Here is a 23,177-nt window from a genome sequence, read left to right on the forward strand (position 1 = left end):
GGATTATCGCCTGTATATTCAATTCTGATTTCATGCCATATAAGCAAGTGGGATAATCGCCTATAAATTCATTTGGAAAGGAAAAACCGACATTATACGGTTTGTTTTCTGTCCGGTTGGTGCAACTGTATTTGACTACGCCTGACAAGATAAACCCGAAGAAAGAACATACATCATCTTCATGGAGAATAAACTCATTCTTTTTATAATGTCGTAACTCTCCATGTTTTAGACACAATTCTTTAAAAAAATCTATGTCTATATTGCTCATATATGAATTAAATTCAGTCATCATTTACTTGCCATTGGTGCAAATGTATAAAAAATGCCTGAAATATGCTTGATAGTACTTAACTACATTGTTTAAATATTCAAAAAAGTATGTAACATAACATGTTTGTTATATTTTTAAGTTCAAAGGTTTAGTACGTTTCTTTGTCTGTATATCCAAAACGAACTAAACTTATTTAGACAGCAAATTATATATGCTGGCGAAAAAAGAAAAACAGAGTTTCTTTCTCTTTTTGCCAGTATCATGTCTATTTTTCACTGAAAAACGAGAGAAAACAGATATAAAAACATCTCCTACCACATTTACCCCTTAACAACAAATATCCTTTTCTGTTTTCTTATAATCACTCTATTTGTATGCAAATTGTATGCTTTAAAAATATTAATATTGATGTGCTTTATACCATAATTAACTGATATTCAGTATTAAATAAATAAATGTTGGTACGGATTAATCACCACCAACCGCAACAAGTTCGTGCTGGGTCCTTCGGGCAGCGGCAAGTCTTTCTTCATGAACCACCTCGTGCGCCAATATTATGAGCAAGGCGCACATGTGGTATTGGTGGACACGGGAAACTCCTATCAGGGCTTGTGCGGCATGATCCGACGCAAGACAGGCGGAGCGGACGGCGTGTATTTCACCTACACGGAAGAGAAGCCCATATCGTTCAACCCGTTCTACACCGACGATTACATCTTCGACGTGGAGAAGAAGGACAGCATCAAGACCCTGCTGCTGACGCTCTGGAAGTCGGAGGACGACAAGGTGACAAAGACGGAGAGCGGCGAGCTGGGCAGTGCCGTGAGTGCCTATATTGAGCGCATCCAATCCGACCGTAGCATCGTGCCGTCGTTCAACACCTTCTACGAGTATATGCGTGACGACTACCGCAAGGAACTGGCACAGCGTGACATCAAGGTGGAGAAGTCCGACTTCAACATCGACAACATGCTCACCACCATGCGGCAGTATTACCGGGGCGGACGCTACGACTTCCTGCTCAACTCCACGGAGAACATCGACCTGCTCGGCAAGCGGTTCATTGTCTTCGAGATAGATTCGATTAAGGAAAACCGCGAACTGTTCCCCGTCGTGACCATCATCATCATGGAAGCCTTCATCAACAAGATGCGGCGACTAAAAGGGGTACGGAAACAGCTTATTGTGGAAGAGGCTTGGAAGGCTCTCTCTTCAGCGAACATGGCTGAATATCTGCGCTATATGTACAAGACGGTCAGAAAATATTACGGCGAGGCAATCGTGGTGACGCAGGAGGTGGACGACATCATTTCCTCTCCCGTGGTCAAGGAGAGCATCATCAACAACTCCGACTGCAAGATACTTCTCGACCAGCGCAAGTACATGAACAAGTTCGACCAGATACAGGCGTTGCTCGGACTGACGGAAAAGGAGAAAGGGCAGATACTCTCCATCAACATGGCGAACAACCCTTCACGGCTCTACAAGGAGGTGTGGATAGGCTTGGGTGGCACACAATCGGCGGTCTATGCCACCGAGGTCAGTGCAGAAGAATATCTGGCGTACACCACCGAGGAAACGGAGAAAGTGGAGGTTTACCGTCTGGCGGAGAAGTTGGGCGGCGACATCGAAGCCGCCATCCGGCAACTTGCCGAGAAGCGGAGAACCAAAAGTTAATCATTTAATCATCAGCTAAAAACAAGAAATGCGTATGAATTTATCAAAAGTTAAAATGCTGCAAGTCAGCAAGTGCCTGATCGGATTGGCGGTCATGATGCTGCAATCCTGCGATGTGGTCGATAACCGCCGTGATATGCTGTGCGGGAACTGGGAGAGCGTGGAGGGGAAGCCCGATGTGCTTATCTACAAGGAGGGCGAAGCCTACAAGGTGACGGTGTTCCGCCGGAGCGGTCTGCGCCGCAAGCTGAAACCGGAAACCTATCTCTTGCAGGAGGAAAACGACAACCTGTTCATGAACACCGGCTTCCGCATCGACGTGTCCTACAACGAGGCAACGGACGTGCTGACCTTCTCGCCGGGCGGCGACTATGTGCGGGTGAAACCGCAGCCGGGACACCCGACAGAAGAATAACAACCACTAAAATCCAAAGTAACATGAGAACAAGAATAACAATGATTATCTGCCTGTGCCTGCTTTTCGCAGGCAGGGCAAGCGCACAGTGGGTCGTAAGCGATCCGGGCAATCTGGCGCAGGGTATCATCAATGCCTCCAAAAACATCATCCATACCTCCAAGACTGCCACGAACATGGTGAGCAACTTTCAGGAAACGGTGAAAATCTATCAGCAGGGCAAAAAGTATTACGATGCCCTCAAATCGGTGAACAATCTCGTCAAGGACGCCCGCAAGGTGCAGCAGACCATCCTGATGGTAGGCGACATCACCGACATTTATGTAAACAGTTTCCAAAGGATGCTCCGTGATGGAAATTTCAGACCAGAAGAGCTGTCGGCAATCGCTTTCGGTTACACGAAACTGCTGGAAGAGAGCAACGAAGTATTGACGGAACTGAAGAATGTGGTGAACATCACCACGCTCTCCATGACCGACAAGGAGCGCATGGACGTGGTGGAACGCTGCTACTCCAAAATGAAGCGTTACCGCAACCTTGTGAGCTATTACACCAACAAGAACATCTCCGTGAGTTATCTGCGTGCGAAGAAAAAGAACGACCTCGACCGCATCATGGGGCTGTACGGGAACATGAACGAAAGATACTGGTAAGCCTATGGAGTTCGATAACCTTCATCAGATTTTACGCTCACTTTATGAGCAGATGATGCCGCTATGTGGGGACATGGCGGGTGTGGCGAAAGGCATCGCCGGGCTGGGTGCGCTGTTCTACGTCGCCTACCGGGTATGGCAGTCGCTGGCGAGAGCCGAACCGATAGACGTATTCCCGATGCTCCGTCCTTTTGCCATCGGTCTGTGCATCATGTTCTTCCCGACTGTGGTGCTGGGCACGATAAACAGCATCCTCTCACCCGTCGTACAGGGCACGGCAAAGATGCTGGAGGCGGAAACGCTGGACATGAACCGATACCGGGAGCAGAAGGACAAGCTGGAATACGAGGCGATGGTACGCAACCCCGAAACCGCCTACCTCGTGTCCAACGAGGAATTTGACAAGCAACTGGAGGAACTCGGCTGGTCGCCCTCCGACATGGTGACGATGGCGGGAATGTATATCGACCGGGGAATGTACAACATGAAGAAGAGTATCCGCGACTTCTTCCGCGAGATACTGGAACTGCTGTTCCAAGCCGCCGCCCTCGTGATAGACACCGTCCGCACCTTCTTTCTCGTGGTGCTGGCGATACTCGGTCCGATAGCCTTCGCCCTGTCGGTATGGGACGGTTTCCAAAGCACGCTCACGCAGTGGATATGCCGCTACATACAGGTCTATCTGTGGCTTCCGGTGTCGGACATGTTCAGCACCATACTGGCGAAGATACAGGTGCTGATGCTGCAAAGCGACATCGAGCGGATGCAGGCAGACCCGAACTTCTCGCTGGATTCGAGCGACGGGGTGTATATCGTGTTCCTCTGCATCGGCATCATCGGATACTTCACCATTCCCACCGTTGCCGGCTGGATTATCCAAGCCGGAGGCATGGGCGGTTACGGTCGCAACGTGAACCAGATGGCGGGACGAGCCGGAAGCATGGCGGGCAGCGTGGCGGGTGCAGCCGCAGGAAACGTGGTCGGACGTGCCGGGAAACTGCTGAAATAATCAACTGACAATTAAAAACGAATAAACAACAATGGAATTTAAGTCACTTAAAAACATCGAATCATCGTTCAGGCAGATACGCCTGTTCGGTATCGTCTTCCTCTCGCTGTGCACCGTGGTGACGGTGTGGAGCGTGTGGAACTCCTACCGTTTCGCGGAGAAGCAACGGGAGAAAATCTATGTGTTGGACAACGGCAAGTCGCTGATGCTTGCGCTGTCGCAGGATCTGTCGCAGAACCGTCCAGCGGAGGCACGGGAGCATGTGCGCCGCTTCCACGAGCTTTTCTTCACGCTGTCACCTGAAAAAAGCGCGATTGAACACAACGTAAAACGTGCCTTGCTGCTGGCAGACAAGAGCGTGTACCACTATTATTCGGACTTCGCCGAGAAGGGGTACTACAACCGCATCATCGCCGGAAACATCAACCAAGTGTTGAAGGTGGACAGCGTGGTGTGTGACTTCAACGCCTATCCCTACCGAGCCGTGACCTACGCCACGCAGAAAATCATCCGGCAAAGCAACGTCACCGAGCGCAGCCTCGTGACCACCTGCCGCCTGCTGAACGCATCACGGTCGGACGACAATCCCAACGGCTTCACCATCGAGGGTTTCACCATCATCGAGAATAAGGATTTACAGACTATCAAACGGTAACGGATTATGAAACGGAAAGTAAAAAGTATCAGAAAAACAATGTGGGGCGTGTACTGGAAGCTCCACGACAAACGGAAACGGCTGGTGGCAAGGCTCAAAGGGTATCTGGACGGTTTGCCGCCGGAAACACGCCGCCGCATCGTACTGGGGATGCTCGCCGCCTTCGCGGTGCTTGCCCTCTACACCTTCGGCAGAGCCGTCTATGACATCGGCAGGAACGACGGCTTACGCATGGAAACGGGACACGCCGGACGGGTGGAACTGCCGACCCCGGTGGAAACTGACAATCACTTAACACCTTATTTATATGGAACAGACGAAGAATGAACCGACGAAAGAGAACAAAGCCGCTCCCGACACGGGAAAGCCGAAAAAGGGGCGCGAACCGCTGACCGAGGCGCAGCGGCTGAAACGGCAGAAGATGATAGTCCTGCCCGCTATGGTGCTGGTGTTCATCGGGGCGATGTGGCTGATATTCGCCCCGTCCTCCGGCAAGGAGCAACAGCCGGGAACAGACGGATACAACACCGAGATGCCCGACGCGGACAAGGCGAACCGGCAGATTATCGGCGACAAGTTGAAAGCCTACGAGCATGGGGAGATGGAAGAGCGTCTGGAGAGCCGCAACCGTGCCATCGGGCAGCTGGGCGACATGTTCGACCGCGAGATAGCTGGAACGGAGGACGGGACGGACTTCGACCTCGCCAATCCGGGCGGCAAAGAGGAAAAGGCACAGCCCGCCACGCCGCAGACCATCCAATCCTCCGCAGCCGCCTACCGTGACCTGAACGCCACCCTCGGCAACTTCTACGAACAGCCGAAGAACGACAATGCCGAGATGGATGAGCTGTTGGAGCGCATCGCCTCGCTGGAGTCGGAACTGGAAAGCGAGAAGGGCAGGACTTCATCTATGGACGAACAGGTGGCACTTATGGAGAAGTCCTATGAGCTGGCGGCAAAGTACATGGGCGGTCAGAACGGAGGAAAGCCGGAACAGGCGGCAGAGCCTTCCACCGTGCAGAAGGGAAAGAAGAACACGGCGACACCCGTAAGGCAAGTGACCCGCCAAGTCGTTTCCTCCCTTGCACAGCCCATGAGCAACGCGGAGTTTGTCGCCACCTTCTCGCAGGAGCGCAACCGGGGGTTCAACACGGCTGTCGGCACTACAGAGGTATCGGACCGGAATACCATCCCGGCATGTGTGCATGGTGCGCAGAGCGTGACGGACGGACAGACGGTAAGGTTGCGCCTGCTGGAGCCTATGGCGGTGGCGGGCAGAACAATCCCACGCAATGCAGTGGTGGTCGGCACGGGCAAGATACAGGGTGAGCGGCTCGACATCGAGGTCACCTCGCTGGAATACGATGGCACGATTATCCCGGTGGAGCTTGCGGTCTATGACACGGACGGACAGCCCGGTATCTTCATCCCGAACTCGATGGAGATGAACGCCGTCAGGGAGGTCGCCGCCAACATGGGCGGCTCGTTAGGGAGCAGCATCAACATCTCCACCAATGCCGGGGCGCAGCTCGCCTCCGATTTGGGCAAGGGGCTGATACAAGGCACGAGCCAGTACATCGCCAAGAAGATGCGAACCGTAAAGGTGCATCTGAAAGCCGGGTACAGGGTCATGCTCTATCAGGAAAAGGACTGAAAACAACAATCAATCAAAAAAACATTTACCACTAAAATCCAAAAGTAATGAGAAAAGTAATCATCATGTTTGCCCTCGCTATGGGCATCGCAACTGCCAACGCGCAGGAGAATGTAACCGTTGAAACGACCAAAGGAAGTGAACAGCCGACCTTGACGAAGGAGGTCTATCCGCAGAAGGAGGCGGACGGCGACCTGTATCACGGTCTGTCGCGCAAGCTGACCTTCGACCGCATGATACCGCCGCACGGACTGGAAGTGACCTATGACAAGACCGTCCACGTCATTTTTCCGGCGGAGGTGCGCTATGTCGATTTAGGCTCGCCCGACCTGATTGCCGGGAAAGCCGACGGAGCGGAGAACGTCATCCGCGTGAAGGCTACCGTGAGAAATTTTCCCAACGAAACGAATATGTCCGTCATCACGGAGGACGGCAGTTTCTACACCTTCAACGTGAAGTACGCCGCCGAACCGCTGTTACTCAACGTGGAGATGTGCGATTTCATCCATGACGGCAGTACGGTGAACCGCCCGAACAATGCGCAGGAAATCTATCTGAAAGAGCTGGGCAGCGAAAGCCCGATGCTGGTGCGCCTTATCATGAAGTCCATCCACAAACAGAACAAGCGCGAGGTGAAGCATATCGGCTGCAAGCGTTTCGGCATCCAATACCTGTTGAAAGGCATCTACACGCACAACGGCTTACTCTACTTCCACACGGAGATAAAGAACCAGAGCAACGTGCCTTTCGATGTGGACTACATCACTTGGAAAATCGTGGACAAGAAGGTGGCGAAACGTACCGCCGTGCAGGAGCAGATCATTCTGCCGCTCCGTGCGCAGAACTACGCCACTCTCGTGCCGGGCAAAAAAAGTGAGCGCACGGTCTTCACGATGGCGAAGTTCACCATCCCCGACGACAAGTGCCTCGTGGTGGAGCTGAACGAGAAGAACGGCGGCCGTCACCAGTCCTTCGTGATTGAGAACGAGGATTTGGTACGAGCCAGCACCATTAACGAACTTCAAGTGCGCTGACCATGAGAAAATACATCGCAATAATCATCGCGTCGCTTGCCCTTTTCACGGGGCAGGCGCACGCCCAGCGGTGTCTGCCGAAGATGCATGGCATCGAGGTAAGGGCGGACATGGCGGACGGTTTCAATCCCGGTGGCAAGGACGGCGGCTACAGTTTCGGGGCGTCTCTTTCCACCTACACGAAGAGGGGAAACAAGTGGGTGTTCGGTGGCGAATACCTCCTGAAAAACAATCCTTACAAGAACACCAAGATACCCGTGGCGCAGTTCACGGCGGAGGGCGGCTATTACTTCAAGATACTGTCGGACGCTCGAAAAATCGTGTTCGTCTATGCCGGGGCTTCGGCTCTTGCCGGATATGAGTCGGTGAACTGGGGAACGAAGGTGCTGCATGACGGTTCTACGCTGCACGACCGGGACGCCTTCATCTACGGCGGCGCGCTGACGCTCGATGTGGAATGCTACGTGGCAGACCGTATAGCCCTGCTTGCCAATCTGCGGGAGCGTTGCCTTTGGGGTGGCGACACGCGGAAGTTTCACACGCAGTTCGGGGTCGGTATCAAGTTCATCATCAACTGACACGGGCATGGAAAGGACGGAAATAGATGCTGTCAGAAGGATGCCGCTTACGGATTTTCTCGCACGGCTGGGGCATGAGCCTGTTAGAAGGAGCAGTAACGAGCTGTGGTATCTTGCCCCGTACAGGGGCGAGCGCACACCCTCTTTCCGTGTGAACGTGGCGAAACAGCTCTGGTACGACTTCGGTTTGGGCAAGGGCGGCGACATCTTCACGCTTGCCGGGGAGTTTCTGCAAAGCGATGACTTCATGAAGCAAGCGAAGTTCATAGCGGAAGCCGCCAATATGACGGTTGCCGGATGGGAAAAGCCCGCCTATCTCCCGAAGCCGACCGAACCCGTCTTTGAGGATGTGGAGGTCGCTCCGTTACTTCGCTCACCGTTGACGGACTATCTGGCGGAACGTGGCATACCCATCGCCATCACATCCCGTCACTGTTGCCGTCTGAACTACAGTGTGCGTGGAAAACGGTATTTTGCTGTCGGTTTCCTGAATATGGCAGGTGGATATGAAGTCCGAAGCCGATTTTTCAAGGGGTGCATCCCGCCAAAAGATGTGTCTTTGGCAAGGACGAAGGAAATCCCGGCTGACGAGTGCCTCGTGTTTGAGGGCTTCATGGACTTTCTCTCCGCTGTGACGCTTGGCGTAACCGGTAACGCTGACTGCCTTGTTCTGAACTCTGTCGCCAACGTGGAGAAGGCGGCGGAATTGCTGGACGGCTACGGGCGCATCGGATGCTTCCTTGACCGTGACGAAGCCGGACGGCGGACGCTTGACGCTCTTGCCAAACGGTATGGGGCGCGTGTCGCCGACCGTTCCTCCCTCTATGACGGTTGCAAGGACTTGAATGAGTACCTGCAACGGACAACGAAAAAACAGAAAAACAATCATCTAAAAATCGAAGAACAATGAACATACTGAACAACAGAAACAAGAGTACAAACATCTTTAAGGTGGTGGCGTTATGCCTGATAGCCGCTGTGTCATTCACCCTCGTGTCGTGCGATGACGACATGGACATCCAACAGTCCTATCCCTTCACGGTGGAGGTCATGCCCGTGCCGAACAAGGTGACAAAGGGGCAGACGGTGGAAATCCGCTGTGAACTGAAAAAGGAGGGCGACTTCGCTAACACGCTTTATACCATCCGCTATTTTCAGTTTGAGGGAGAAGGAAAGTTGAAAATGGATAACGGCATCACCTTCCTGCCCAACGACCGCTACCTGCTGGAGAACGAAAAGTTCCGCCTGTACTACACGGCGGAGGGCGAAGAGGCGCACAACTTTATTGTGGTGGTGGAGGACAACTTCGGCAACTCCTTCGAGCTGGAATTTGACTTCAACAACCGGAATGTAAAGGATGACGGTTTGACCATCGTTCCCATCGGCAACTTCAGCCCCTTGCTGAAATGATGCGTGTATTCATGGTAATGCTCTGTTCGCTTATGGCGGTCTGTTCCGTGTCCGCACGGATCAGCCGCCGAGAGGGAATGGACGGGCAGGCGGCAATCTACCGTTTGCCACTTTTCGAGAGGGCGGTGTGCTGCACGAAATATTTTGAGGGCTGGCACTCGGAAAAACACCACCCATACGTGGGTTGGGGTCACAAAATTCTGCCGGACGAAAGATATTCGGCACGAACCATGACGAAGCGGCAGGCGGACGTGCTTCTGCGGAAAGACTTGCGGAAGTTCTGCGCGATGTTCCGGCAGTTCGGGAAAGACAGCCTTTTACTCGCCACGCTTGCCTACAACGTGGGTCCATACCGGCTTTTGGGTAGCAAGACAATCCCCAAAAGCACCTTGATAAAGAAGTTGGAGGCTGGCGACAGGAACATCTACCATGAATATATTGCTTTTTGCAGTTACAAGGGAAAACGCCATGCCATGCTGCTCACACGGAGAAAGGTGGAGTTTGCGCTGCTGTATATCCCGTGATTGATGCAAAATTCGTAAAAAAAATAATTACCTCTGTTTTATAATTCAAGAGCAGGGGTAATTATGTATCACCTCAATATTACTTTAGTTGTATTATTTTATGATAACATTTTGTCATTCAGTATAAAATGCCTAATTTTGCGTCCAAAGACAGAACAATTATGAATAATAAATTAAATATAAAAATAGAACAATTAAAGAACATCAATAATATTGAGTTAAATCTACCAATAGAAACAGGACTTTATGCTATAACTGGAGCTAATGGAACAGGCAAAAGTACTATCATGACAGTCATTTCTAAGGTTGTACGTAACTCTGCATTCAATGTTTTTCAACCTCATGATTATTCATCTAATAGTAAAATCACAATATCCTATGATGGAAAAGAAAATTCTTGGACAAAAGCCAGTAGAGGATGGAGTTGTAGTTCAACTGATATAATATCTCTAAAAGGTTTTTATGAAGGTAGCATAATACATGGAATGCGTTTTATAGATGCAAATTATGATACATTACTAAAAGCTGAAAGAGTTAATAATACAATTTTAACTGATGCAGATTCGTTTGTTTCGCGCAATTTAAGTTATATTTTGCATGGAAATTATGATTTCTATACAAATCTTAAACGCATTAAAAATAGAACATTAGCACAACTTAAAGCGTTCAAAGGAATTCCATATTTCATTGAAGGAACTAATGGAATAGTTAATCAGTTTTGTATGAGTGCAGGAGAAAATATGTTGATTAGCTTATTGCATATGTTGAATGTTGTCATTGTTCGCCCTGCAAAGTCTGAAGATGTACGGCTTATATTGATAGATGAAATTGAATTAGCATTGCATCCATCTGCAATCATGAGGTTAGTTGATTTTTTGCAAAAATTGGCTACAGAGTATAATCTTGCTATATATTTTTCAAGTCATTCAATAGAATTACTTAGGAAAATAAAGCCTTCAAATATTTTTCATTTACAAAAGGAGTTGGATAATATCGCTATTGTAAATCCATGTTATCCATCATATGCAACACGAGATATTTATCAACATTCGGGATACGATTTTCTTATTTTAGTAGAGGATGTGTTGGCTAAATATATATTGGAGAATATAATTGATGAAAATGCCTTGTATAAAAGTAAATTGATTAATATTCTACCAAGTGGTGGTTGGGAGAATGTGTTAAAAATGCAAGATGATATTTGTAAGTCAAATTTAGCAGGGGTTGGAACAAAAGTATTAAGTGTTCTTGATGGTGATGTAAAACCGGATTTTGAACAACTATATAAGCAAAAGGGATTATATACTAATTTAACAATAAATTTTCTGCCAATACATAGTTTGGAAAAATACCTACATGAAAAAATTATTGTAAATAAAGATGCTGATTTTTTCAAGGAAATAGGTGACCGTTTTTTCAAAGTTAAATCACTAAAAGAAGTGGTGGATAGTTTAATCAAAAAGAATGACGACAAGGCGTTTTATAATTACCTCATTAAAAACTTAAAAGAACAAGGAATAGAAGAAAATGTATTTGTTCAAAAAGTTTGTGAAATGATATATCGAAAGGAAGATATGTCTAAACTACTAACATTCTTACAAAAAACATTTCAAAATTAAAATACTTAATGATTATTTCGGAAAAATCCGATGAAGCCGCCAACTTCATTGGATTTTCCGCTTTTCATACATTCGGGATTGTTCCCGTGTCTATCACGCCACCGTCCCTGCAATGCTCAATGCTACCGGGCGTAAACCCCATGCTCCCAATTGCGATGTGGCTAATATAGTCCGCATACTCCTGACCTTGAAAATTCCTTCCCGTAAGGTTTCTGAAAATCATCTTTATGCTTATGCCGTCGTTGCTGTGCAAGATGATTTTTCCGTTCTGTCTGATTGCTTCCATGATTAAAACTTGTTTTTGTAAATTGTATCACAGATTGGAACTTGGGCTTTTTGCTACTTTTGTGCCGCCCACTGCTCACTGACAAAAGTAGCGGGCGGCGATTTTACCGCCCGTTCCTCTTCTTAAAAGCGTGTGTAAAGTCCCGTCACCATCGTGAACATTTCCTCCAGCATATCAAAATAGATACCCTCGTGTACGGCAATGTCCTTCGTCCTGCACTCGAATGTCTTTTTGCTGAATGTCCTGCGGTAGAAGCGCATATTGTAGAGATCTGCCCCCGCATCATAGATGATGTCAAGGCGGTTGGCACTTGTCTTGTTCCTTGCAAGGCTCATCCGTAAGCCGTTGCCCATATTGATGTAATCTCGGCTACCTGTCATGGCGGTAAAGCGTTTTCCACCTATCTGCTGTAATATCGTCTGTGCTATCATATTCGTTGTTTTTAGGGTTTTAAGTGCTGGCGGTGCGGACACCGCCAACTTGTTCAAAATTCTCGCATCTCGGCAATGGGTGTCTGCCGTTGCAGCCACTCCTTCACACACTCCATATTGTACTCGCTCGTGATGACTGCCGTATGGCTGTCGGTGGCGGTGAAACGTGTGCTTTCGTAATCATCTATCCACCCTTTGAGGGTGTCCGTTCCCCACGCTTGGGCATCGTCAAAGATACCGTCCAATGCCGCGATAGGTTCGCTGAATTTGACTATCAGCGTTTGATAGGTCGTGTTCATCGGTTGCCCTCCTTTCCCTGCTTTGCGTTCAGCCACTTGTTCCTTGCGGTTCGGCACTCGTCCAATGTGGGTTTGACACAAGTGAACAGTTCTCCGTCCGTATGGCGGTAGTCGTACTGCACAAGTGTCCGCTTGCGTCTGCCGATACCCGATTGGAAACGCTCATATTTCTCCGTCCCTGCTTCCGTACAGGTGCTTACTCCGTTGATGGTCATTCGTGTTGCCATAATGTTGCTTTTTAGATGATTAAAAATGTACTGACAGAACTCTGTTCTTCATCACTATTTCGGGGTTGCTCGTGTAGCGTTGGTGCAGGTAGAAATGGTGAGAGCCGAAGCCGTAAAGGAAAAACTTGTCAAGTTCGTGCTTCTCGGCAAACTCCTTTACGCTCTTTCTTAATCCCTCCTCACTTGTTGAGAGAGTGAGGAGATTTACAAATTCAAGGAACAAGGTGGGGATTTTATCGTCCCACACACAAATCATGCTTTCGATTCTTACTTCCATATCAATGTTGTTTTAGGGTTTATGCTATGCCGCTTTCATCCGCTCACGGATAAGGTTGGCGTTCTTGTTCACAAGGTCTATGATGCGCTCGTGGTATTCGGTGTCTTGGTTGTACTTGCCGTGGCACTGCACCACCTTGAGTGTCCGCAAATCCACCTCTACGGTTTCAATTATCTCACCGCCAATCCTTGCCGAGAGTATGAGGGTGTCGGCTTTCTTGTAGTATTCACTGCCGAACACGCAGATGTTCTGTGCCTTGCCCTCGCTGTAATACTCGTCTATGCTTTCAAGTACCTTGACGATTATTTCCTCGTCAGTGATTACCAATCCGAAGAATTTGGATTTGTTGGCAATGAAATCCTCCGCATCTTTTTCCCTTTGCAGTTGCCGCTGTTGTTCACGCTCACGCCTTTCAATCTCCCAGCGGCGGCGTTGTTCGGCCCGTTCCTTCTCGTGTATGGCTTCAATCTTTCGAGTTGCGTTGTCGTGTGCCGCCATGAAATCTTCGGGGCAGATGTTCTTCGGGTTGCGGAGGTCTTGACCGAGTTTGTTGAGCATACGCAGATAGTCGCACCACATGGAGAAGTTGTCTATCCGATACTTGTGACGCTTGGCAATCAGATATGATGCCCAGCATTCATCGGCAGTACGGGCATTGAAAAGAAAGTGTTTCATGACCTCAATCTCATCGCCTTTCATAAGGGTTTCAATTCTTGGGTCTGAAAGCAAGGCTTTGAAAAGACGCACGGGGGAAATGCCGTGGAAATCGCCCTTGAAGCCGTTGCGTCTGAGTTGGGGTAATACCCTCATCTTAGGATATGCACAGCTTCTTGCCACAACATCATCGTATAGGCTGTTGTGCGGTCTTATCTCCATCGCGCTGCACAATGCCCATACATCGCAGTAATAGAATGTGAAGCCACGGAGCAACGCCATGTCCGTAACCTTACCGTCGGGTGAAATCCAACGCTGCACAACCTCGTGGCAATAGAAGTGCATCGGCTCGCCTTTCCTGCTCTCGCATCTGACCTGCGCCACACGGATTACCTGATAGCCTTTGCAGGTGGTTATCACGCTGAAATACTGCGTTTCCTTGTAGATACGTTTGCGTGTGTCCTGCACTTTGAGTTTGGCATAGCATTTGGGGCAGGTACAGCCTTCAAGGGTGTCGCACAGTACGCTGTTGCTGTACCACTCGTGACCGCAGTCGGAGCAGGTAATGTTCCCTTTCTTGGTGCGGTAGCCGATATGTTCAATACAGTGGCGGTATGCCCAATCTATTTGTGTCGCTGATATGGGGCGAAGGTTGGCTGAAAGTCTTGCCACCTTTTTCTGTATCTTGGTCTTCGGTTTCATAAGCCTAAATCAAATAATGAGGGTTGGGATTGGGTTACTTTTCTCGCTGGCGGTCTGTTGCGGTTTTGCAACTTGCGGAGTTCCTCCTCTTGGTATCTGCGAGCTGCGTTCTGACGTGCCTCCGCCTTTTCCTCTTCCGTGAGTTCCACAACATGGTTCACCACCACTTGGCAGTTCATAGGTTTGCCCACCTCTATCTCGTTTTCCTCATAGTAGTGGATGGCTTGCCCGAATATCTCTCCGTCCGTGAAGCCGCTGCAACCGCTTTTCTGCACATAGTTCAGAATGTGGGTCACGCACTCGTCTATGTTTTTGGCAGGGTTGCGGTACTTCTTCGCAAAGAGCGTATCTTCCTCCGCCCGCTGTTCCAGATACATTTGTATCGTTCTTTTGAAATGGTCTGTTCCTTTCATATCGCTGTCGTTTTTAGATTGTCTGTTTAAGTCTCTCTCTCCAATAGGTCGGCTCTACCTCGCTGAGAAGGAAGTCCATGAAGTCCCTCCGTGTGTCCTTGTTCAGTTCGTGGTACAATCTTCGGAAAGTTTCAAAATTACCGTTGATGTACGTTTCCACCATATACACGAAGATGTTGTCCACCTCGTAATATCTGCACTGCTGCGCTACCGTCTTGCTGTTTCTCTTTGCCATGTCGGTAAGGGTTAAAGGGTGAATAACCAAAGGATGAAGCCGAAGTAGGCAATGGTGGAAAGGATAGCCACGATTACACCTATCGCCACTCGGAACACTCCGTTTATAATCTCTCTGATGATGTCCCAAAGGATGCCGAACACCCCGAAGGCGGTGCGCATCATCAAGCCGCATATCGCCAACCCGATGTATTGCGCCACTTGTCTGAAATTTGCCGTTGCCGTCATATCTTCGCTGTTTTTGATTTTTTTGTTTTTTATGCGGATTCAAGAGCTGAGGGAGTTGAGTTTCAAACTATCTTATCTGCCTCTCGTTTATCCGACATTTTTTTTATGCGTCTTTCTGTCGCATCGGTCGTTTTCGTTTCGGGTGCTTGAAAAGGTAGGGATTAGGGAATGCAAGGTTTTTCGGGGAAATACTACCCGAAGGGCTGGAGATTTCCGCAGAAAACAGGAGGCTTGACCTTGCTTTCCCGTCCAATCCCGGAATTACCTTTGCGCCCTGAACGAAAATGACTGACTGATGCGGCTCACTGAAAGGCGCAAAATGGAGGTAAACGAAACCAGAGGCAGATTGGGTAGAAAAAACTTCAGGGGAAAATCCGTAAAAAAGGAATCACCAAAAGGAAAAAGACATCACCGGAAGCGTGAAAAGGGCAAACCACAACAAAGGGAGTATGATTGTTTTCCGATCCGACGGGACTTGTCCAGCCGGGTGGCAACAATCATTCTTCCCGGATTGCCCGCTGTGTGTGGCCGCTTGTTTCATTTATGGGGCAGGCTGACACTCTCTGCATTCACTTTCCGCTTCCGGCACAAAAAACAGCTAAAAAAGAAAAATCATCTGGTAGCCCGTAAAAGCACCTCTTGGCATAGACGCAAAAGAAAGGGGCATTGCTTCATCAGTCTAAACATCGTTTAGGCGTGAGGCAATGCCCTTTTCTCTGGCTATGCGGTAGTCGGCACACGTTTGTTCTAAACTCGTTTTGGGCAATGGTGTTCCGACGAACAATACCGCTTTTACGGAAAAACTAATGAATGAGGTGATAAAAAATCCGGGAGTTTATATCAAAATCTCGGATAAAATAGCTACTTTTGCATACAAAGAGTTCTTTGAAGGTTACGCGACGCGCAGAAGGATAATGCAGTAGATAACTAACTAAATCGTAACCTATTACTATCAAGAGCAATTAACCTACGCTCATTTTCAATAAATTACACTCTTTTCGTAACTTCTCGCCGCAAAGATACGAATTATTTTGTTTCTCCAAGTAAAATTTCTACTTTTGTGTTCGATAACGGTTAATAAAACTAAAAACAATTATACGACCTATTAGCTTTACAATCAATACTATATAGGTGTAATAAATAGAAAGTAATATTTTTAGATACTTAAAACACAAGAAGATGAAAAACTTTATGGACGGAAACTTTCTGTTGCAAACGGAAACATCACAGAAGTTGTACCACGAGCATGCGGCTAAAATGCCGATTATCGACTATCATTGTCACTTGATTCCTCAAATGGTGGCGGAAGACTATCAGTTTAAGTCACTGACTGAGATTTGGTTGGGAGGTGACCACTACAAGTGGCGTGCCATGCGTACCAATGGTGTGGACGAACGTTTCTGTACCGGTAAGGATACTACAGATTGGGAAAAGTTTGAAAAGTGGGCCGAAACGGTACCTTATACTTTCCGTAATCCGTTGTACCACTGGACCCACCTTGAATTGAAGACCGCTTTTGGAATCGATAAAATTCTCAATCCTCATACGGCCCGTGAAATTTATGATGAATGTAATGAGAAGCTGAAACAGCCTGAATATTCCGCCCGTGGCATGATGCGCCGTTATCACGTGGAAGTGGTTTGTACTACAGATGATCCTATTGATTCCTTGGAATATCATATCAAGACACGCGAGAGCGGTTTTGAAATCAAGATGTTGCCTACTTGGCGTCCGGATAAGGCAATGGCGGTGGAAGTTCCTGCCGATTTTCGCGCATATGTAGAAAAGTTGGCCGAAGTGAGCGATGTGGCTATTTCCTGCTTTGACGATATGGTTGCTGCCTTGCGTAAGCGTCACGATTTTTTCGCGGAACAAGGATGTAAACTGTCTGACCACGGAATTGAAGAATTCTATGCCGAGGATTATACAGAAGTGGAAGTTAAGGCTATCTTTAACAAGGTATATGGCGGTACTGGATTGACGAAGGAGGAAATTCTGAAATTCAAGTCGGCCATGCTGGTTGTGTTCGGCGAAATGGATTGGGAGAAAGGTTGGACACAACAGTTCCATTATGGTGCTATTCGCAACAACAATAGTAAGATGTTCAAACTGTTAGGTCCTGATACCGGTTTTGATTCCATTGGCGAATTTACTACAGCAAAAGCTATGGCTAAATTTCTCGACCGCTTAAACTCCAATGGTAAGCTGACCAAGACTATTCTTTATAATTTGAATCCATGCGCCAACGAAGTCATTGCTACTATGCTGGGTAACTTCCAGGATGGTACGGTTGCCGGTAAGATTCAATTCGGTTCCGGTTGGTGGTTCCTTGACCAGAAGGATGGTATGGAAAAGCAGATGAATGCCCTTTCTGTACTGGGCTTATTGAGCCGATTTGTTGGTATGCTGACCGATTCCCGTTCCTTCCTCTCCTATCCGCGCCATGAATATTTCCGCCGTACATTGTGTAATCTTGTAGGCCGTGATGTAGAAAATGGTGAAATTCCTATTTCCGAGATGGAACGCGTAAACCAGATGATTGAAGATATCAGCTATTATAACGCTAAGAATTTCTTCCAATTCTAAAAAGCAATAGTAAGCTATAAGTTATGCAGTTTCACCCATAACTTATAGCTTATCTAATATTCCTTTGATACTATCCAATCGTATAAAATTGGGATGTCGTATTTCCCCTTCATGTTGCTCGTATGCCCAAGTCACGTGGTATGGTACATGGGCAGCGTATCCCCCAAGTTCCAATACCGGAAGTATGTCTGATTTTACAGAATTACCTATCATCAGGAGTTTTTCAGGCGGACAGCCCAATGTATCAATCAGCCTCTGGTAATCATCGATTTTCTTGTCACTCATAATTTCGATATGATGGAAATATTCTCGCAGTCCGGAAGCTTCTATTTTTCTTTTCTGGTCGAACAAGTCCCCCTTAGTGGCCAACACCAATTTATATTTCCCATGAAGTGACGATATGGTCTCCTTCACGCCTTCCAGTAGTGTAACCGGTTTCTGCAGAAGCTCTTGTCCCCATCCTATTACTTCTTCTATAAGATGCATATTCCCGTTTCCGTCTGTCACTTTGCAGATGGTTTCAGTCATACTGAGCATTATGCTCTTCAGCCCATAGCCATACATATGCAGATTCTTCATTTCTGTTTCAAAAAACCTTTGTGATATGGATGAAGCAGGCAGATATTGCCTTAAAAGGTTACAGAATTTGTGCTCGAACTCCTGAATATAAAGTTCGCTTTCCCACAGTGTGTCATCAGCGTCAAAAGCTATAAATTCGATTTTATCTTTCATGAATGGTCGTTTTATAAAAGCGTCCAAAGATACGGAGTATTCTATATAAATGAAAAGATAAATAGTGATAAATGGGAAGTTAATATCTTGTCTGCAACTTATTAATATTGTGTTTGCAGAAAATTAATATCTTGCAAACACGATATTAATTTCCTATTTTTGCACTTATTTTTTCATTTAATACATAAATTTTAATCGTACAAAAGGATGATGACATCACCCCAACCCGCTTCCAAAGGCTTCAGCAGAGCTTTTTGGGTAAGCAGTACAGTAGAACTGTTCGAACGCATGGCATATTATGCTGTATTTATTGTTCTTACCATTTATCTTTCCAATATTTTAGGTTTCAATGATTTTGAGTCAAGCATGATTTCCGGTCTGTTTTCGGGAGGGCTCTATTTGTTGCCTATCTTTACGGGCGCATATGCCGATAAGATAGGTTTCCGAAAGTCGATGATTATTGCTTTCTCACTGCTTTCCATCGGGTATTTGGGCTTGGGATTGCTTCCCACCCTACTGGAAGCAGCCGGTCTGGTGGAGTATGGCGAGACAACCCGTTTTTCAGGATTGCCGGATAGTAATGACCGCTGGATGATTGTCCCCGTATTGTTTGTTATCATGGTAGGAGGTTCGTTCATCAAGTCTATCATATCGGGATCGGTGGCTAAGGAAACAACAGAGGCTACCCGTGCTCGCGGCTATTCCATCTTCTATATGATGGTGAATATAGGAGCTTTTACCGGAAAAACGGTGGTCGACCCTCTACGGAATGTTATCGGTGAGCAAGCTTATATTTATATCAATTACTTCTCGGCTGCCATGACGGTGCTGGCATTATTGGCTGTCATCTTATTGTATAAATCGGCACATACAGCAGGTGAAGGGAAAAGCATGCGTGAAATTGGGCAAGGTTTTCTGCGTATTATCACTAATTGGCGTTTGTTGATTCTTATCCTCATCGTAACCGGCTTTTGGATGGTGCAGCAACAGCTCTATGCAACTATGCCCAAATATGTCATCCGTATGGCGGGTGAAACAGCCAAACCGGGGTGGATAGCCAATGTAAACCCGTTTGTAGTGGTTTGCTGCGTAAGTTTTATCACCCGGTGGATGGCAAAGCGCACAGCTATTACTTCTATGAATATAGGCATGTTTCTTATTCCGGTATCGGCATTGCTGATGGCATGCGGTAATTTGCTGGGCAACGATATTATTTCCGGCATGAGCAATATTACTTTGATGATGGTGTTTGGTATTGTTGTGCAAGCTTTGGCAGAATGTTTTATCTCACCGCGTTATCTGGAATACTTCTCTTTGCAGGCCCCCAAGGGCGAAGAAGGTATGTACCTCGGTTTCAGTCATCTTCATTCATTCCTCTCTTCTATTTTCGGATTCGGTATTGCGGGGGTGCTTCTGACAAAATATTGTCCTGATCCAGTCTTGTTTGAAACCCGCGAAGCGTGGGAAGCAGCTAGTGTCAATGCACATTATATCTGGTATTATTTCGCTGTTATAGGATTGGTTGCGGCAATAGCATTATTCGTTTTTGCCAAAACTACCGAATTCATCGACAAAAAGAAGAAGGCATAAGGTTTATATATTGCATACTTTTTGTATATTTGCCGTCACTTTTTTTAAAAGCGACGGCTTTTTTGTAATTAAGGAGATTAGGATGAAAGTAAAATTTATAAGCCTTGCCAGTGGAAGCAGCGGCAACTGTTATTATATAGGCACAGAAAAATATGGAATACTCATCGACGCCGGCATTGCAGTACGGACGATAAAAAAAGGACTGAAAGAAGCAGGTATCAGCATGGAAATGATACGTGCGGTATTTGTTACGCACGACCATGCAGATCATATTAAAGCGGTAGGTGGATTGGGTGAGAAACAGAATATTCCTATTTATACAACTGCCCGGATTCATGAGGGTATCAACCGGAGCTATTGCATGACAGAAAAGTTATATTCGTCTGTCCGTTACCTGGAAAAGCAGCAACCCATGCAGTTGGAAGATTTTCATATCGAATCTTTCGAGGTACCTCATGATGGCACGGACAATGTGGGCTATTGCATTGAGATAGACGGAAAAGTGTTTGCTTTTCTTACAGACCTTGGTGAAATTACTCCTACGGCCGCAGAATATATCAGAAAGGCCAATTATCTGATATTGGAAGCCAACTACGATGAGGAAATGTTACGCATGGGTACCTACCCCCAATACCTGAAAGAACGGATTACCAGCCGCACCGGACACATGAGTAATATTGCTACTGCTGAATTTCTTTCGGAAAATATGACGGAACATTTACAGTATATTTGGCTTTGTCATTTGAGCAAGGACAACAATCATCCTGAATTGGCATATAAAACAGTGGAATGGAAATTAAGGGAAAAAGGAATTATCGTAGGAAAGGATGTACAGTTGTGTGCTTTGAAGCGTACTACTCCTTCTGATTTATACGAGTTTGAATAAAAAATCCCATTTCATCGCAAAAAATACACCGTTTTGTTTGCACGAATAAAATAAAAGGACTACTTTTGCACCCGCAAACAAGAAATAAGGAATGCACTCTTAGCTCAGTTGGTAGAGCAACTGACTCTTAATCAGTGGGTCCAGGGTTCGAATCCCTGAGGGTGTACTTAAAAAAGGAACAACAGTAGTTGTTCCTTTTTTAATTTGTTTTAACAAGAACATGCTTTGTTGGGTATAAGCTCCTCATACGGAATCACTAGTAAATCTATATGGGGATGATACATTATTTTTCGTTAGTCCGCATCATAAATTCTTCAGAAGTTTGTTTTTATACCTTTGCCCTCACCCGCTTTCCGCCTCTTTCGTCACATTCGAAAATATATGTCAGAAAATGAAAGTAGGAAGAAAACTTTTATTTCCTCCTACTCGTATATCTATATTTTGTATATTTGTACACACATCAATGATTTTAAACTAAAAGAAAAACAATATGGATAAAGATTCAAAGCAAGTAGTGGTTCTTCTGACACATCCCAATATAAAAGAGTCGCGAGCTAACAAGGCATTGATGGATGCTATTAGTGACATGGGAGAGGTGGCCATATACAATTTATATGAGATGCGTGTGGAAGATGCTTTTAATGCAGAGATATGGAGCACTATCATATCGCATGCATCTGCGCTTGTATTTCAGTTTCCGTTCTATTGGATGTCGGCTCCTTCTTTATTGAAGAGATGGTTGGATGAAGTATTTACTTATCTGGCAAAAACTCCTGCTGTGGCTGGTAAGACATTGATGGTGGTCACTACTGCCGGCTCTGAACATGATGCTTATAGAAGCGGAGGAAGAAATCGTTTTACGGTGGATGAGTTGTTAAGACCTTATCAAGCAAGTGCTGTACATGCCGGAATGGTATGGCAAACTCCTCTTATAGTCTATGGAATGGGGACCTCGGAAGCTAGTAAAAATATAGCAGAAGGGATAAATTGCTATAAGCAAAGAATTGAAGCATTGGTGAAGAAAGACATTTCCAGTGATAATTGGTAATAGTAGGACCATATCGAAATGGAACATTCTTTTTCATTTTTTGAATGTTTGTTTTTCTCTTTATCTTTTTCTAAAATCCTGATTATAAGCAATAAATAAAATATTGTATGAGTTGGCATATTTCTTGTGTTAACTCATACATGAAATTTTATATTATATCAAACAGATTACCCGTTAAGGTTACCAAAGAGGATGAAACGTTCGTGTTTTCATGAAGTGAAGGTGGACTGGCTACCGGTTTGGACTCACTTCAGATTTCCTACGAAAAACATTGGATTGGATGGCCTGGAATATGCGTTGACAACGAAGAAAGTAAAAAGGAAATCACTTCTAGATTGGAAGGAATAAATTTTCACCCAGTATTCTTGTCCGAAACACAGATAAAGAATTATTATGAAGGCTATAGTAATAGTACTATTTGGCCATTATGTCACTACTTTTTTGTTTATACGCTATATCGGAACTCTTTCTGGCAATCGTATCAGGAAGTGAACCAGTTGTTCTGCGATGCCATTTGCCGCGTGATACATCCAGGTGACAAGGTGTGGATTCAAGACTATCAGCCAATGCTGCTTCCCGGAATGCTTCGGAAGGTTTACCCGAATTTGAATATCGGATATTTCCATCATATCCCTTTCCCTTCCTATGAACTTTTCCGGATATTACCGGAACGTGCAGAAATCCTGAAAGGATTATTGGATGCTGACTTTATAGCTTTCCATACTTATGACTATATGCGGCATTTTATCAGTGCTGTCAAACGGGTACTGCGTATTGACTTTAAACTGGACGAAGCACAACTCGGGAATAGAGTAGTTGAGACCGATGCTCTTCCTATGGGAATCAACTACGGACTGTATCACAATGCTTCTTCCAGACCGGAAGTAGGGCGGGCGATAGACCGTACACGGAAATTTTTCGGAAATCATAAGTTGATTCTTTCTGTAGACCGCTTGGATTATAGTAAAGGCATTCTGCACCGTTTATTTCTTTCGTTTTTAATTCCATTGAATGATGATATCTTTCTTTTTTTCTTTTTTTTTGCATAAAGAAAATTTCACTATTTCGGCAGTTGTTTTGTA

General features: G+C 46.3%; 27 protein-coding genes, 1 tRNA gene and 3 pseudogenes. 20 read left to right on the plus strand and 11 right to left on the minus strand.

The features are described 5' to 3' along the window. On the minus strand, positions 1-292 hold a 292-nt coding region (locus DXD65_RS21335; RefSeq protein ID WP_147350693.1), incomplete at its 3' end, for a Crp/Fnr family transcriptional regulator. 453 nt (positions 293-745) lie between these two features. Between DXD65_RS21335 and DXD65_RS16675 the strand changes: the two are divergent. The 13 genes and pseudogenes from DXD65_RS16675 to DXD65_RS16735 all read left to right on the plus strand — a co-directional run. Then, positions 746-1,951: pseudogene (locus DXD65_RS16675) on the plus strand (TraG family conjugative transposon ATPase); the annotation flags it as partial. Positions 1,952-1,985: 34 nt separating this feature from the next. Then, a complete protein-coding gene (locus DXD65_RS16680) occupies positions 1,986-2,366 on the plus strand; it encodes a DUF3876 domain-containing protein (RefSeq protein WP_002560979.1) in 381 nt (126 codons plus the stop codon). A 23-nt stretch (positions 2,367-2,389) separates the two neighbouring features. After that, positions 2,390-3,019 carry a DUF4141 domain-containing protein gene (locus DXD65_RS16685; RefSeq protein ID WP_002560978.1) on the plus strand — a complete coding sequence of 210 codons (630 nt, stop codon included), beginning with the start codon at positions 2,390-2,392 and terminating at the stop codon, positions 3,017-3,019. A gap of 4 nt (positions 3,020-3,023) precedes the next feature. Next, positions 3,024-4,028, plus strand: coding sequence for a conjugative transposon protein TraJ (gene traJ / locus DXD65_RS16690; protein WP_002560977.1), 1,005 nt, complete (start codon positions 3,024-3,026; stop codon positions 4,026-4,028). A gap of 31 nt (positions 4,029-4,059) precedes the next feature. Beyond that, the gene (gene traK, locus DXD65_RS16695) at positions 4,060-4,683 is read left to right on the plus strand and encodes a conjugative transposon protein TraK (RefSeq protein ID WP_002560976.1); all 624 of its coding nucleotides are present in this window, start codon (positions 4,060-4,062) and stop codon (positions 4,681-4,683) included. A 39-nt stretch (positions 4,684-4,722) separates the two neighbouring features. Beyond that, positions 4,723-5,010, plus strand: a complete 288-nt coding sequence (locus DXD65_RS16700) for a TraL conjugative transposon family protein (RefSeq protein ID WP_002560975.1) — start codon at positions 4,723-4,725, stop codon at positions 5,008-5,010. Then, on the plus strand, positions 4,991-6,337 hold the full coding sequence (gene traM / locus DXD65_RS16705; protein WP_002560974.1) for a conjugative transposon protein TraM: 1,347 nt from the start codon (positions 4,991-4,993) through the stop codon (positions 6,335-6,337). The genes DXD65_RS16700 and traM overlap by 20 nt, the downstream gene beginning before the upstream one ends. 47 nt (positions 6,338-6,384) lie before the next feature. After that, a complete protein-coding gene (gene traN / locus DXD65_RS16710; protein WP_002560973.1) occupies positions 6,385-7,371 on the plus strand; it encodes a conjugative transposon protein TraN in 987 nt (328 codons plus the stop codon). Between the two features lie 2 nt (positions 7,372-7,373). Then, positions 7,374-7,949 carry a conjugal transfer protein TraO gene (locus DXD65_RS16715; protein WP_008764729.1) on the plus strand — a complete coding sequence of 192 codons (576 nt, stop codon included), beginning with the start codon at positions 7,374-7,376 and terminating at the stop codon, positions 7,947-7,949. A 7-nt stretch (positions 7,950-7,956) separates the two neighbouring features. Continuing rightward, a complete protein-coding gene (locus tag DXD65_RS16720) occupies positions 7,957-8,859 on the plus strand; it encodes a toprim domain-containing protein (RefSeq protein WP_002560971.1) in 903 nt (300 codons plus the stop codon). Then, positions 8,856-9,359, plus strand: a complete 504-nt coding sequence (locus DXD65_RS16725; protein ID WP_002560970.1) for a DUF3872 domain-containing protein — start codon at positions 8,856-8,858, stop codon at positions 9,357-9,359. The genes DXD65_RS16720 and DXD65_RS16725 overlap by 4 nt, the downstream gene beginning before the upstream one ends. Beyond that, positions 9,356-9,883 carry a glycoside hydrolase family protein gene (locus DXD65_RS16730; protein WP_002560969.1) on the plus strand — a complete coding sequence of 176 codons (528 nt, stop codon included), beginning with the start codon at positions 9,356-9,358 and terminating at the stop codon, positions 9,881-9,883. Before DXD65_RS16725 ends, DXD65_RS16730 begins: the two co-directional genes overlap by 4 nt. Before the next feature lie 161 nt (positions 9,884-10,044). After that, positions 10,045-11,502 carry an ATP-dependent nuclease gene (locus DXD65_RS16735; RefSeq protein WP_002560968.1) on the plus strand — a complete coding sequence of 486 codons (1,458 nt, stop codon included), beginning with the start codon at positions 10,045-10,047 and terminating at the stop codon, positions 11,500-11,502. Positions 11,503-11,566: 64 nt separating this feature from the next. Here the strand turns inward: DXD65_RS16735 and DXD65_RS16740 are convergent, their stop codons facing one another. The 9 genes from DXD65_RS16740 to DXD65_RS16780 form a co-directional block, all read right to left on the minus strand. Then, a complete protein-coding gene (locus DXD65_RS16740; RefSeq protein ID WP_004356138.1) occupies positions 11,567-11,788 on the minus strand; it encodes a hypothetical protein in 222 nt (73 codons plus the stop codon). A gap of 122 nt (positions 11,789-11,910) precedes the next feature. Next, positions 11,911-12,219: a hypothetical protein gene (locus DXD65_RS16745; protein WP_002560966.1), complete on the minus strand. Its 309-nt coding sequence runs from the start codon at positions 12,217-12,219 to the stop codon at positions 11,911-11,913. A 53-nt stretch (positions 12,220-12,272) separates the two neighbouring features. Further along, positions 12,273-12,518, minus strand: a complete 246-nt coding sequence (locus DXD65_RS16750) for a DUF6956 domain-containing protein (RefSeq protein ID WP_002560965.1) — start codon at positions 12,516-12,518, stop codon at positions 12,273-12,275. Then, positions 12,515-12,745 carry a DUF3873 domain-containing protein gene (locus tag DXD65_RS16755; protein ID WP_002560964.1) on the minus strand — a complete coding sequence of 77 codons (231 nt, stop codon included), beginning with the start codon at positions 12,743-12,745 and terminating at the stop codon, positions 12,515-12,517. Before DXD65_RS16755 ends, DXD65_RS16750 begins: the two co-directional genes overlap by 4 nt. Positions 12,746-12,764: 19 nt before the next feature. Beyond that, complete coding sequence (locus tag DXD65_RS16760) at positions 12,765-13,022, minus strand: hypothetical protein (RefSeq protein WP_002560963.1); 258 nt, start codon at positions 13,020-13,022, stop codon at positions 12,765-12,767. A 24-nt stretch (positions 13,023-13,046) separates the two neighbouring features. Further along, positions 13,047-14,378: a PcfJ domain-containing protein gene (locus DXD65_RS16765; RefSeq protein ID WP_002560962.1), complete on the minus strand. Its 1,332-nt coding sequence runs from the start codon at positions 14,376-14,378 to the stop codon at positions 13,047-13,049. Beyond that, positions 14,375-14,791, minus strand: coding sequence for a PcfK-like family protein (locus DXD65_RS16770; RefSeq protein WP_002560961.1), 417 nt, complete (start codon positions 14,789-14,791; stop codon positions 14,375-14,377). The genes DXD65_RS16765 and DXD65_RS16770 overlap by 4 nt, the downstream gene beginning before the upstream one ends. Positions 14,792-14,804: 13 nt before the next feature. Further along, a complete protein-coding gene (locus DXD65_RS16775) occupies positions 14,805-15,026 on the minus strand; it encodes a hypothetical protein (RefSeq protein WP_002560960.1) in 222 nt (73 codons plus the stop codon). A gap of 11 nt (positions 15,027-15,037) precedes the next feature. Then, the gene (locus DXD65_RS16780) at positions 15,038-15,253 is read right to left on the minus strand and encodes a hypothetical protein (protein ID WP_002560959.1); all 216 of its coding nucleotides are present in this window, start codon (positions 15,251-15,253) and stop codon (positions 15,038-15,040) included. Between the two features lie 666 nt (positions 15,254-15,919). Here DXD65_RS16780 and DXD65_RS21580 point away from each other — a divergent pair. Both DXD65_RS21580 and uxaC read left to right on the plus strand, forming a co-directional pair. Beyond that, positions 15,920-16,109: pseudogene (locus tag DXD65_RS21580) on the plus strand (hypothetical protein). A gap of 323 nt (positions 16,110-16,432) precedes the next feature. Next, the gene (gene uxaC / locus DXD65_RS16800; protein ID WP_057253015.1) at positions 16,433-17,839 is read left to right on the plus strand and encodes a glucuronate isomerase; all 1,407 of its coding nucleotides are present in this window, start codon (positions 16,433-16,435) and stop codon (positions 17,837-17,839) included. A gap of 42 nt (positions 17,840-17,881) precedes the next feature. Here the strand turns inward: uxaC and DXD65_RS16805 are convergent, their stop codons facing one another. Beyond that, entirely contained in the window at positions 17,882-18,571 is a 690-nt protein-coding gene (locus DXD65_RS16805; protein WP_005825494.1) for an HAD family hydrolase, read from the minus strand. A 207-nt stretch (positions 18,572-18,778) separates the two neighbouring features. Between DXD65_RS16805 and DXD65_RS16810 the strand changes: the two genes are divergently transcribed. From DXD65_RS16810 to DXD65_RS16830, 5 genes and pseudogenes are all read left to right on the plus strand, one after another. Beyond that, the gene (locus DXD65_RS16810; RefSeq protein ID WP_008664585.1) at positions 18,779-20,161 is read left to right on the plus strand and encodes an MFS transporter; all 1,383 of its coding nucleotides are present in this window, start codon (positions 18,779-18,781) and stop codon (positions 20,159-20,161) included. 82 nt (positions 20,162-20,243) lie between these two features. After that, the gene (locus DXD65_RS16815; protein WP_025835841.1) at positions 20,244-21,047 is read left to right on the plus strand and encodes an MBL fold metallo-hydrolase; all 804 of its coding nucleotides are present in this window, start codon (positions 20,244-20,246) and stop codon (positions 21,045-21,047) included. 93 nt (positions 21,048-21,140) lie between these two features. After that, positions 21,141-21,213, plus strand: a tRNA-Lys gene (locus DXD65_RS16820). A 324-nt stretch (positions 21,214-21,537) separates the two neighbouring features. Then, positions 21,538-22,095, plus strand: coding sequence for an NAD(P)H-dependent oxidoreductase (locus DXD65_RS16825; RefSeq protein ID WP_057258613.1), 558 nt, complete (start codon positions 21,538-21,540; stop codon positions 22,093-22,095). Between the two features lie 140 nt (positions 22,096-22,235). Then, positions 22,236-23,096 (plus strand): annotated as a pseudogene (locus DXD65_RS16830) (trehalose-6-phosphate synthase); the annotation flags it as partial. Between the last annotated feature and the right edge of the window lie 81 nt (positions 23,097-23,177).

The organism is Bacteroides sp. 4_1_36, from assembly GCF_003466325.1.
In the GTDB taxonomy this organism is placed as follows: domain Bacteria; phylum Bacteroidota; class Bacteroidia; order Bacteroidales; family Bacteroidaceae; genus Bacteroides; species Bacteroides uniformis.